Source organism: Acinetobacter equi (assembly GCF_001307195.1).
In the GTDB taxonomy this organism is placed as follows: domain Bacteria; phylum Pseudomonadota; class Gammaproteobacteria; order Pseudomonadales; family Moraxellaceae; genus Acinetobacter; species Acinetobacter equi.
In genome coordinates, this window is sequence record NZ_CP012808.1 from 1,862,102 (window position 1) to 1,875,279 (window position 13,178).

General features: G+C 31.2%; 9 protein-coding genes. 5 read left to right on the top strand and 4 right to left on the bottom strand.

Annotated elements, in window-relative coordinates; translation table 11 throughout:
* The first annotated feature begins 41 nt into the window (after nt 1–41).
* Nucleotides 42–347, top strand: a complete 306-nt coding sequence (locus AOY20_RS08865) for a hypothetical protein (RefSeq protein WP_054581520.1) — start codon at nt 42–44, stop codon at nt 345–347.
* Nucleotides 348–1,033: 686 nt separating this feature from the next.
* Here the strand turns inward: AOY20_RS08865 and AOY20_RS08870 are convergent.
* The 3 genes from AOY20_RS08870 to AOY20_RS08880 all read right to left on the bottom strand — a co-directional run bounded on the left by AOY20_RS08870 (nt 1,034) and on the right by AOY20_RS08880 (nt 4,726).
* Nucleotides 1,034–2,245 (bottom strand): MFS transporter, encoded by a 1,212-nt coding sequence (locus tag AOY20_RS08870; protein WP_054581521.1) that lies wholly within the window; start codon nt 2,243–2,245, stop codon nt 1,034–1,036.
* A 141-nt stretch (nt 2,246–2,386) separates the two neighbouring features.
* Entirely contained in the window at nt 2,387–3,529 is a 1,143-nt protein-coding gene (locus AOY20_RS08875; RefSeq protein ID WP_054581522.1) for an OmpW/AlkL family protein, read from the bottom strand.
* 66 nt (nt 3,530–3,595) lie between these two features.
* On the bottom strand, nt 3,596–4,726 hold the full coding sequence (locus AOY20_RS08880; protein ID WP_054581523.1) for an OmpW/AlkL family protein: 1,131 nt from the start codon (nt 4,724–4,726) through the stop codon (nt 3,596–3,598).
* Nucleotides 4,727–5,360: 634 nt separating this feature from the next.
* Between AOY20_RS08880 and AOY20_RS08885 the strand changes: the two genes are divergently transcribed.
* Entirely contained in the window at nt 5,361–7,556 is a 2,196-nt protein-coding gene (locus AOY20_RS08885; RefSeq protein ID WP_054581524.1) for an OsmC domain/YcaO domain-containing protein, read from the top strand.
* Between the two features lie 426 nt (nt 7,557–7,982).
* On the opposite strand, the gene AOY20_RS08890 is transcribed toward AOY20_RS08885, so the two are convergent.
* Nucleotides 7,983–8,294 (bottom strand): hypothetical protein, encoded by a 312-nt coding sequence (locus AOY20_RS08890; protein ID WP_054581525.1) that lies wholly within the window; start codon nt 8,292–8,294, stop codon nt 7,983–7,985.
* A 1,010-nt stretch (nt 8,295–9,304) separates the two neighbouring features.
* On the opposite strand from AOY20_RS08890, the gene AOY20_RS08895 reads away from it, so the two are divergent.
* From AOY20_RS08895 to AOY20_RS08905, 3 genes are read left to right on the top strand one after another with little or no spacing between them, the layout of a single operon-like run.
* Nucleotides 9,305–9,847 carry a fimbrial protein gene (locus tag AOY20_RS08895; RefSeq protein ID WP_054581526.1) on the top strand — a complete coding sequence of 181 codons (543 nt, stop codon included), beginning with the start codon at nt 9,305–9,307 and terminating at the stop codon, nt 9,845–9,847.
* A gap of 16 nt (nt 9,848–9,863) precedes the next feature.
* Complete coding sequence (locus AOY20_RS08900) at nt 9,864–10,559, top strand: fimbrial biogenesis chaperone (RefSeq protein ID WP_054581527.1); 696 nt, start codon at nt 9,864–9,866, stop codon at nt 10,557–10,559.
* 57 nt (nt 10,560–10,616) lie between these two features.
* Entirely contained in the window at nt 10,617–13,178 is a 2,562-nt protein-coding gene (locus tag AOY20_RS08905; protein ID WP_054581528.1) for a fimbria/pilus outer membrane usher protein, read from the top strand.

Consider the following 13,178-nt stretch of genomic DNA (forward strand, 5'->3'; position numbering starts at 1 on the left):
TGTATAAAAAATAACTAAACAAAAGATAAAAGGGTTCTAAAATGTTTTTATACAATAGTCATGGATTTCATGTTGCTAATTTTTTAAATCAATCTTTATATACACCTGTAGGCGAGTGCTTAGGAAGTTATGTTTCACAGCTCAATATATTTGTTGATCTTAATGGAAATTATTTAGGTGAAGTTGTTGAAGATCATTATTTAATTAGCAAAATGGATTCGCCTTATTTAAATATGAAAATTGGCGTGACAGATCACAAAGTATCTATCAACGCATATGCAGCTCCAATTTTAGCAAATAAACTCCCAAGTTTAGGCTTTGACAGAGATGTAGTTTTTTCTTCTTAATATTATAAGAATAGAGCATAAATGAGTCCTGTATATTTATATACAGGACTTTTAAATTGGATCATGGAAATGATTAAAATGGTATTCCACCGGCCAAACTAATTCTTTTTAATAGGCATTTTTGTTTGGAAGGAAATGGATGACGAGAATGTAGTGTAATTTTATTACCCCAAAATACAATATCTACTTTTTCCCGTTTATATTTATATTGAAATTTTAGTTGATGTTTAAAAATTAAAATAAGATATTCAGCAAGTATTTATTTAAGTTGTAAATAGTTTATTCTGATTGAGCTTTCTTTGTATCTAATCTGGTTGACATTGCACCTAAAGCTTCATTTTGAAAGGAATCATCTGAATTTCATGTGCATTCTGAAATTGTTTAAGTTGATGCCAAAGATTAGCATTATGAATCGCTTGAGAAAGTTGAATGAGATTCATCATTATTTTGATTGAATTATTGTTTCGAAATTAATTTATGAAAAGATAAATATCATTATGAAGTTGTTAAATTAAAAACGCTTATTTAAATATGATATTTTTATGACAAAAAGAATAGTTTAGTGTGCACAGAAAGCTTGATTAAAATATTCAAACAAGTCAGGCGTTTGAAACCATAGAAAAGTGGAAAAGACTAAAAGTATAAAAATACTTAGATATAAACATACTTTAAATAATGATATTGAATTAGTCATGAACCACTGCCTTTTCATTGACAAAGAAGTGAACAAGAACACCTAATAGGCTAAGAGCAATGGAAATCATCCAAACTGCATCATAATTACCTGTTATATCATGGTTGAGACCACCAAGCCATCCACCTAGGAATGAACCGATTTGGTGTGTAAAGAAAACAATACCACTGAGCATTGTGAGATATTTAACCCCGAACATATTGGCGACAATGCCATTTGTTAATGGTACGGTAGATAACCAAAGTAATCCCATTACAATGCCAAAAGCATAAACACTGAAAGTGGTCAGTGGAAATAATAAAAAGGCAATAATAGCGATACCACGTAAGCCATATAAGCCCATGAGTAAATGAGGCTTGGAGTATTTTCCACCTAACCATCCTGCACCATATGTGCCAATAATATTAAATAAACCAACGAGTGCTAAAAAGATTGTACCTGTCGTTGCATTAAAGCCATGATCAATTAAATAGCCTGGTAAATGTATACCGATAAATACAACTTGGAAACCACAAACAAAAAAGCCCAATGATAAAAACCAAAAAGGTTTATGCTTTTTGGCAATCATTAAAATTTGTCTAAACGTGAGATTTTGTTTTTGCTGTGTGGATGCTTGAGATTCAACATACATAGGTGCTTTAAGTGTCCAGGCGAGTGGAACGAGTAAAGCAATTAAAATAGCACTGACAATAAGTGCACCTTTCCAACCTACATTTTGTAAAAGTAGAAGAGTAGTTGGCAGCATAATAAACTGACCAAATGATCCTGCTGCACTCGCAATTCCCATTGCCATGCTTCGTTTGGATGGGTGAGCAGCACGACCAACAGCAGATAGTAATACGGGAAATGATGTGGCAGATAAGGCAAGACCTAAAATTAAACCTGCACTTAAATTAAGAAGTAATCCTGTGGAGCTCATTGCCATTAGTATTAAACCTAAGCAATATAAAACTCCACCTGTTGCAACGACAATTTTACTGCCATATTTATCAGCAAATGCACCTGTAATTGGCTGAACAGTACCCCAAATTAAATTTTGCATTGCAATGGCTAGGCTAAAAACATTATGTCCCCAGCCAAATTCGTGACTCATAGGTACTAAATAAAGACCAAATGCATGACGAACACCTAAAGAAAGTGCCAATATCACTGCACTTCCAATAAGCATATAAATAAGCGGTTTAGAGAATTTTTCTTCGGACATTATTCATTTAGCCATGGTCAATGGAGCTATATAGTAAGCGAAGCGTATGATTTTTATCATTCATTTAAATTTTTTTATCAATAAAAATTAGTTATAAAAAGGCAAATTCTATTGAATTTGCCTTTTGACTTTATTAAAAGATTAGAAACGATAACCTACGCCAACATAAGTCATAAATGGGTCCATTTTAATTTTGGTTTTGGCTGTTCCTAGTACTTTAAAGGTTTTTTCATCGCGAATAGTAATTTCAGCTGTATTATTAAATTTTGCATAAGATACAGATGCAACAGCAAACCAATTCTGATCAAAATCATATGTTGCACCTAGTGTTAGCATAGGAGCAAGTTTACTATTGGTATCCATACTTACTCTTGGATCTGCTGATGATGTTGCACCTTCTAATGCAGCACCTGCTTTTTGATCCATTAAATTTTTTACAACATGACCAACTTTAATAAAATCTTTCTCGACACCTTTATCTAGTTTTACACCACTAAAGTGTGAGAGCATAATGCCAGCACCAACATAGGGTCTAAATTTATTAACACCTGCTTTACCAAACTGATATTGCATTTCAATTGCAGGTAACCAAGCTCGCATATTGGCAGCTGTTTGGTGTTTTTCTAAATTAGAAACAGGTATACGACCATTTAAAGGCATACTACGTACAGCATTTATGTCACTGTTTACAAAAAATGCATTTCTAGGATTTTTTGATTTTCCCTGAAGTAAGGAAAAGCCTTCTATTGGCATGTTTATTTGCCCAACACCTTCAAGTTTTACTTGAGATGGCGAGTTAAGTCGTAAGGCAACCGAAATATTTTCTGTTAAATGATAATTTAACATTACGCCTAAAGCATCAAAATCTTTTGCCTTAAAACCAGAATTAGGATTCGTCCAATTTTCTAAACTATTGATTTGTGTAATGCCACTAATATCAGATGTTAGGACATTATTCGGAAAAGTATAAAAAGCATTAGGTTGCTTTGTTTCATCTATTAATTTTTTATAACGCTGACGTGCTACGTCTCCTTCTTTTGTTTTGGCAATATAATTTGGAATCGTATTGGTTTTAATATTATTATTTTTATAATTAGTTCCTGTTGCAGCTGTAGACATTTGGACAGGATTTGGTTTGCCATGAGGACTTCCATGTAACCAACCTGCTGAGATAGAAAAGCGTTTAAAGTTGTCATCTTCTACTGAAAAATAATTTGAATCTGCATAACTTAAAGTAGGTAGTCCTAACATTAAACTAGTGATGGGTACGATCAATTTTTTCATTGAGAATTGCTCCGAATTCTTATTTTAATTTAGGTGAATTTCTTCAAATGGTTATAGTCTTTATTTTTAGAAACGATAACCAATACCCATGTAAGTGATTAAAGGATCAATATTAATTTTGGTGGTAGATTTTTGTAATTCTTTGCCTGTTTTTCTATCTGTAAGAGTAATGATGGATTTATTACTCATTTTTGAATAAGAAACAGAAGCAACAGCGTACCACTTATCATTAAAATCATAAGTTGCACCAAGTGTAATTACAGGTGCGAATGCATCAGTCGCTTTGACTTTTACAACAGGATCTGCAGATGATTTTTGCTTTTCCATAGCTGCACCTGCACGATTATTCAATGTGTTGCTAATATTGTGCCCAGCAGCAATAAGGTCTCTTTCAATCCCTTTGTTAAGTTTGACATGTGTAAAATGTGCATAAACGATACCAACACCAATATAAGGTCTAAATTTATTCACACCAGATTTTCCAAATTGATATTGAATTTCAGTAGCGGGTAACCATGCTCGTGCAGTAGCTGCAATTTTACTTTGTTGTAAGTTGGTAATAGGTATAGTGGTATCTATAGGAAGAGGTCCAGCGCTATTAATTTCTTCATTTGCAATAGATCTGCTTGTTCTCCCTTCTGGTAGAGCTAGACCTTTAATTGGAGCATTAATTTGTCCTATCCCCGCAATATCTACTTTTGGTGGGATACCCCCTTTGAATTGAATAGACCAATTATCTGTAATATGGTAATTCATGAGTAAGCCAACAGTATTAACACTTTGAGCTTTTAATCCTGTATTGGGATTAGACCATGCCTCTAAACTATCAATTTGCGTATAACCACTTACAGTTTGTGGAATGATATTATCAGCGAATGCACCTTGACGTTTCCCTTGAGAAATTAGTGCTTCGAAACCTTTTCTAGCAGTTTCACCTTCAGGGGTTTTTGCAATACTATTTCTTACAGTATCAATTTTGATGGGACCTATTTCATATTTACCCTTCTTAACAGCTGTATTTACTTGAACTGGATTGGCTTTGCCTGTTGGATTTGAATAAAGCCATCCAGCAGAAACAGAAAAGCGTTTAAATCCATCACCTTCGCTAAATAAATCATTAAAGAATGATGATTCTGCGTGGCAAATAATAGGGAAACAAAAAAAAGCGACAGATAAGTATAATGGTGATTTTTTCATTTTACGACTCCATGTCGTGTACAGTTTTTATTTTATTACCGATTTTTATTGCAAATCATGCAGGGATCATTATGGAAATAAAAAAAAGCACATTCGTTATTGTTATTTTATGGAATAGTGTTTTTACGTAAGGCTTTTATAGAAATGTAATGTTAAAAGTTTTATCTGTTTTTATTCTGTAATTTCTATAAGAATTTCGAATCAAATGTTTAAGAAATGAAATTTTATTTTTTTGTAACTGTCTAACAATAAAGAAGAAATTTTAAAATTTTAAATGCTAAGCAAGAGATTTTTTAGTGTTAAGGAATATTTATCAAGAAAAGAATACCATTTCAAAATTTTAGAATCTGAGCTGTAGTATTTCAGTACGGGGTAGAGTTGTATAAAAAATATGATAATTTTTAAATTATTATGACTGTTAAAATTTGTATTGGACCTACAAAATTTTGTTGTATTGCATGCAGTGATAATTTCAATATTATTTTTATTTTCACTTCTTGAGTGAGGTATCATATGCAAATGCAATTTGCACTCCTATTTTAAGCCAATTGCTATGTAATTCGGCTTATTTCGTAAATTTAGTTTAATCATCTTATATGTTCATGGTGACATATAAATATATTTAGGTGCCAGCATGGAAATTAAGGTTAATTATCTTGACAATCTTCGACTTGAAGCAAAGTTCGATGATTTTACGGTAATCGCTGACCAACCTATCCGTTATAAAGGCGATGGCTCTGCACCAGGACCATTTGATTATTTTCTTGCATCATCAGCAATGTGTGCTGCATATTTTGTTAAGGTCTATTGTTTAGCTCGCGATATTCCTACAGATAACATTCGTTTATCACAAAATAATATTGTAGATCCTGAAGATCGTTATAAACAAATTTTTAAAATTCAAGTTGAACTCCCAGCTGATATTTCAGAAAAAGATCGCCAAGGTATTTTGCGTTCTATCGACCGTTGTACTGTTAAAAAAGTAGTACAAACGGGTCCAGAATTTGTGATTGAAGAAGTTGAAAGCATTGATGCAGATTCACAAGCACTGTTAATGCCGAATTTAGCTTCTGAAAATTTAACGCATATTGCTGGAAAAGATTTACCGTTAGAGCAAACAATTGCCAATATGTCTAAATTACTTTCAGATTTGGGCATGAAAATTGAAATTGCATCATGGCGTAATATTGTTCCAAATGTTTGGTCATTACATATTCGTGATGCTCATTCACCAATGTGTTTTACCAATGGTAAAGGTGCAACAAAAGAAAGTGCATTAGCATCTGCATTAGGCGAATTTATTGAACGTTTAAACTGTAACTTTTTCTATAATGATCAATTTTGGGGTGAGGAAATTGCGAATGCAGACTTTGTTCACTATCCAGAAGAGAAATGGTTCCAGCCAGGTCCAAATGGTGAATTACCACCTGAAATTTTAGATGAATATTGTTTAGAAATTTATAATCCAGATGATGAGTTATTAGGTACACATCTATATGATACCAACTCAGGAAATACGGCACGTGGCATTTGTTCATTGCCATATGTACGTCAATCTGATGGTGAAACAGTGTATTTCCCAACAAACCTCATTGAAAACTTGTATTTAAGTAATGGGATGAGTGCAGGAAATACATTAGCTGAAGCACAAGTACAATGTTTATCTGAAATTTTTGAACGTGCAGTAAAACGTGAAATTATTGAAGGTGAAATTGCTTTACCAGATGTTCCTGAAGAGATTCTTGCGAAATATCCAGGTATTGTTGAAGGCATTAAAGGTTTAGAAGAGCAAGGATTCCCTATTCTTGTTAAAGATGCATCTCTTGGTGGTCAATTCCCAGTGATGTGTGTGACGCTCATGAATCCTCGTACTGGTGGAGTATTTGCTTCTTTTGGTGCACATCCCAATATGCAAGTTGCAATTGAGCGAAGCTTAACGGAGCTGATGCAAGGTCGAAGCTTTGAAGGTTTAAATGATCTTCCAAAACCAACCTTTAGTACCAATGCTGTAACAGAACCGAATAATTTTGTTGAGCACTTTATTGATTCAAGTGGTGTGGTGTCTTGGCGCTTCTTTAGTGCTAAATCTGATTATGATTTTGTTGAATGGGATTTCACTCATAAAGGTGAAAATGCCAACGAAAAAGATGCTGAAAAGCTCTTTTCAATTCTGGCAGATATGGATAAAGAAGTTTATATGGCGGTGTATCAGCATTTAGGTGCAACAGCATGCCGTATTTTGGTTCCAGACTATTCTGAAGTTTATGAAATAGAAGATCTTGTTTGGGACAATACAAATAAAGCGTTATTGTTCCGTGAAGATATCTTGAACTTACATCGCTTAGATGATGAACAGCTTGAAGCATTAGTTGAACGTTTGGAGGAAAGTGAGCTTGATGATTACACTGATATTCAAACACTCATTGGTATAGATTTTGATGACAATACTGTATGGGGACAACTGACCATTCTAGAGCTTAAGCTACTTGTTTATATCGTATTAAAGCAGTTTGAAGAAGCTAAAGATCTAGTAGAAGCATTCTTGCAATACAATACAAATACCGTTGAACGTGGATTATTCTATCAATGTATGAATGTCGTACTTGCCGTGATATTAGACGATGAAATGGAATTAGACGATTATGTCGGAAATTTCCGCCGTATGTTTGGTGATGAGCGTCTAGATGCTGTACTGGGTTCTATTGAAGGCAATGTTCGTTTTTACGGTCTGACTCCAACAAGTTTGAAGCTTGAAGGCTTAGATCGTCATCAGCGTTTACTAGATAGTTATCATAAATTGCATGCTGCAAGAGCAAAATCTGTGAGTTAAATGGATTAATAGGCAACATATAAAAGGGTCTTAGGTTAAATCTAAGGCCTTTTTTATGGCTATATGAATAAAAAAACTAGTATTTAAACCCAATTATATATTCTTTGATCTTGATAAATCTTCATCAGTTTGAGCGAAAGAAATCTAATATTTGTTTTTAAAGTCTAAAAAATATGCAGAAAATTGCTCTTATTGTATGCTTTTAAAGCAAAATTCTTACCCATGATTCATGGTTATTTAAATTATTATATATGGTATTTATAAAAGAACATTGAAATATTTTTATATCGTAAAAATTAATAAATATAATCGGTATTATTTGTTAATAAATAATTTAATGAAAATTTTAGTAAATGTGACTTAAATCACAATTTTTAATAATAATGATATGTATTATTTTTTAATTAATTTGTGACTTTTTTCATATTATTTGTAAGTAACAAATAAATTAATCGCATTCTTATTTTTTTCTGTTGCAATTAATTTAAGATCTACGAGTGTTGTTTCATAGTTTGAAATAAAGTTATTTAACTTTTCTATGGAAAGATTTTGATCATCTAAAATACTTGTATCTATAAGTTTTTCTTCATTAACTATAGCTCTACATGTATTAATGTTTTGCGCAAAAATAAGACAAGCTGGTTCGATAATTGATCCTGTAAATGATAAATCAATCGGTTGGCTATGAACTAGAGTGCTAATAAAAATATATAAAAAAATAAGGCTAGTTTTTATCATAATTATTCTCCTTAAAATAATTTATATAGAAATTTATAAATTATTTGTTAATAAGTAATATATTTATTTATATCTTTTATATTTGAAATTACAAGTGTATTGTTATTCTTTTGTATACTTTTTAATATTTTTTTGTTTATAAATTGTTTTAGGGTTAAATGTTAATCAAAATGAATTTTTATATGTTGAAATACTAAGCAATATTTATTTAAAAGAAATATAAATTATAAATACATAGAATTAAAAATCATAACCATATGAAATATAAAGATAAAGATTATTTTTTGCTCTTTGTGTGTTTATATTTAACTTTTTTTTAAAAAATATAGACTATATTTAATTTTTTTTTAAAAATAATTTTTTTCTTAATTAAACATATATTATTTAATTTTTATTGTTTATTTACCTATTTATTTATCTGTTTATTTATCTGTTTATTTATTTATCTATTTATCTATTTATCTATTTATCTATTTATCTATTTATCTATTTATCTATCTATTTATTTATCTATTTATTTATTTATTTATTTATTTATTTATCTATTTATTTATCTATTTATTTATCTATTTATTTATCTATTTATTTATCTATTTATTTATTGCTAATAATTTTCATTTGTATTTTAATTTTGATTAAATTGGAGTATTTGTTCTAAAATTTATTTTTAAATTTAATTAAATATTTAAATATGCATAAGTTTATGAATTTTATATTTATTTTATTTTTTTATTGTTTGTTTATAGTTCTTTATTGATTAAAGATATTATAAAAATAGAGTATTTGTTTTAAAAAATATTTTGTTTTTTTTAGGTTGATTTTTATAAAAGTAAGTGTATTATTCGCAGAATCTTAACCAAGGTGATATTAATTAATTTATTTAATGGTTAGTTATGGTAACTATATTATATTGATTAATATGGTTAACTGTTTTTGATTAATTAATGTGATTTTTAATATAAAATGGTTAATAAGGGTAATTATATATTTATTTAACATTAGAGGATCTAATGAAGAGCACTATCAAATTTCTAGCAACAAGCGTATTTATTTTTACGATGAATCAATCAGCAATAGCTGCTGATACTGGCTCTGGTAGTGTGACATTCAAAGGTAAAATTTTGAATGCAGCTTGTAATATTTCAATTGACGGTAAAGCTGATGGTGAAGTGAAATTAGGTGAATGGCCTACATCAACATTTAAAGCCGTAGGTGATAAGTCAATTCCACAACCATTTGATATTGCAGTGAGTGATTGTTTACCAGGAAGCTTTAGCTTTAACTTCACCGGAACCAGCGATGTAACAAACACAAACTTATTACAAGTAAATGGTGCAAAAGGTGTAGGTATTGCAATTGCGAACATTGATGCCTTAAACAATATTGTAAAAATCAATACAAACTCAGGCACGCAATCAAATGCATTGTTGACAATTGCAGAAAGTGAAACGACTGGAAAATTGCCATTACAAGCTTATTACCAATCAACTTTAGAGACAGTAGTAGCTGGCGAAGCAAATGCAACTGTACGTGTAACATTGCAACAAAAATAATTGACAGAGAATTGCCATGCGCTTGAAATCATTAATAATCAGTACAATGCTCGTTACTTATTGTGTGACGAGTACTGCTCATAGTGCTATTCAGGCAATGGCTAGTCGAGTGATTTATAACAGTGGAAATAAAGCATCGACTTTAGCTTTAAAAAATAATGCTTCAAAAGCATATATGGTTCAAGCTTGGTTAGAGAATGGTGAAAATAACAAAGGAGAGGCAATTCCTTTTGTTGTGACACCTCCACTTATTAAAATTGAGTCACAAAAAGAAGCTGCTTTACGATTTATCTATGCTGGTCAAGGGCTTCCGACTGATAGAGAAAGTCAATTCTGGATCAATATTCAGGAAATCCCACCAAAGTCAGATAATGAGAACGTACTTCAACTCGCAATTCGTTCGAAAATTAAATTATTTTATCGACCTTCTCAAATTGATATGAGACTCGAGGATGTAGTTAAACGTTTGCATTGGTATATCAAGGACCAAACTTTATATTTAGAAAATGATAGTCCACTTTATGTAACTATTGGTGATTTAAAGCTTAATGATCAAAGTGCATTCGTAAAGAATATGAATCAAGATATGGTTGCACCTTATAGTACGATCCAAGTTTTAAAAGATCTCACCTATCCTGTGAAAACGTTAGAGTTTACATACATTAATGATTATGGTGGCAATGAGAAAATGCCAATTGTTAAACTAAAATGATTCACTAATCTATCTTTAAGTTTTTAATTTTAAATATTATTTTGTAAGGGTATTCAATTGCCTAGGATCTTTTCATCCTTATATTTCATTCTGTTTAGTTCTGCATGCACAGTTTCTCGTGCAGACACAGAAGAGTTTAATACAGATTTTTTATTAGATTTAACAGACCAAATTTCAGTTGAAGCTGTAAAAAAGGGCTATGCTATTTCACCTGGAATTTATAAATTTACAGTTAATTTGAATAACTCAACATCAAATATTAATACGATTCGATTATATAAAAATGATGATCAAGATATTGTGCCATGTTTAGATCAAGAATTTATTGATCAGTATAAAATTAGAATTAATGATGAATATAAAATAGTGGATATAGACGGATGCTATGATCTTACAGCAATTCCACAAGCATCAATTTATTTAGACGCAGCACAACAAAAGCTTAATCTTTCTATTCCTCAAGTCAATTTAGATAAAGTGCCAAAAGATTATATTTCTCCAAAATTGTTTGATGAAGGAATTAATGCTTTTTTATTTAATTATCAAATAAATAGTTATTATAACCATCGCAAAGATCATCAACATGAATACAATACAACTTTTCTTTTGAATAGTGGTTTTAATTACGGCGCATGGCGTTATCGTAACCAAAGTATGTATGCAAAATATACAGGTGGTCAACAATGGCAAACAACATCAAATAAGTTAGAACGTAATATTTTACAGTATCAAGCACGTTTGGAACTCGGAGATACATCAACTGGAAGTGAGGTCTTTGATAGCTATAACTTTCGAGGTATTCAATTAAGTAGTGATGAGGCCCAAATTGCCAATACTTTACAACGATACGCACCAGTTATTCGAGGAATTGCACAAAGCAATGCAGTCGTAGAGATTAGACAAAATGGCTATTTAATTTATAGCACGAACGTTTCAGCTGGGGAATTTGTCATTGATGATTTGTATGCTGCTAATGAAAGTGGTGATTTAGAAATTACAGTGAATGAAAGTAATGGGCGTGTCGAAAAATTTACACAAGCTTATTCTACTGTACCGAATATGATTCGTCCAAATCAGCATAAATACCAATTTGCTATGGGGCAATATAGAAGTGGAAATGGTAATTCATATAATCCATATATAGGGCAATTTACATATGCTTATGGTTTCAGTAATTGGATTTCACCTTATGGTGGAATATTAGTTGCTGATGATTACTATGCCATTTCTACAGGAACAGCATGGTCATTAGGAGTATTAGGAGCATTTTCATTAGATGCAACTTTTGCACGAAATCAACTGTCTAATGGTATTAAAAAAGAGGGAGCTAGCTTTAGATTCTTATATGCTAAATCTTTAAATCAAGTTGGTACAAGTTTACGTTTGATTGGTTATCGTTATTCAACATCGGGCTATTATAGCTTGGCAGATGCTGTTGAGGAAAAATCCATACAAACTAAAGATGGTTATAAATATATAGTGAATACAGGTAATTCTGATAGTGTGGTGGAGGTTAATGGCGGACAAGAATCAAATCAAACTTACTTTTCCTCTACTTACTATAATAAAAAGAATCAATCTCAAGTTTCGTTAAACCAAAATTTAGATCGATTTGGACAATTATATTTTAATTTTAATAAAATTGATTATTGGCAAAAAAAATTAAATAGCCAAAGTTGGCAAATGGGTTACAACAATAATTACAAAAATCTAAGTTATAGTGTCTATTACCAAAGAGAAAAGAGTCTTTTTCAAGCTTCTCAATATATTGTAGGTATGTCTTTAAGTCTACTATTGGATCAGCCTAGAGTATTCCAAAAGCATGCTGCCTTAGCGAGCACAAGTTATCAATATACACCAAGTATTGGAAATACTGTACAAACAAGCTTATCAGCTGGTTTTTTAGATGAACAAAAACTTGGTGTGCAATTACAACTTGCTCAATCTCAAGCAGGGCAACAAAACATTGCGGTTAGTTCGAATTATGTAGGATCAAAACAAAACTCAAATTTTAGTTATATTTATAATAAGAATAGTCAAAGAATTATGGCAGGTATGAGTGGTGGACTTTTAATTCATTCAGATGGTGTGGTCATGGGTAAATCAATTAATACACCTGTATTAATTGAGGCTAAAGGTGCTGAGGGTGTACGTATAGAAAATCAACCAGGTCTTGTAATTGATGACTCGGGTTACGCAATTATTAGTAATAGCAGTGCATATTCAAAAAATAGAGTGGCATTAAAAGGTGAAGATCTAGGACAAAATGTCATTGTTGATCATTCCGTAATTAACGACATTATTCCAACTAAAATGGCCATCATTAAAGTGAAATTTGATATTAAAAGCGGTCACAGCATTTTAGTTACGTTGAAAGATCACAATGGACCTTTAATTACAGGTGCAATGATTCTTGATGCTGAAACTAACGATTATGTGGGGATGGTTGGATTAAATGGTCAAGCTTATTTAGCTGCAGTTCAATCTGGACATAAATTACTTGCTAAATGGGGGGAAGAAAAACATCAGCAGTGTAAATTTGAATTACCGACTTTGGCAGATCGTGAATTTGGTTATGAAGAAATAAGCTTAAATTGTAATAAAAGTGAGAAAGACTAA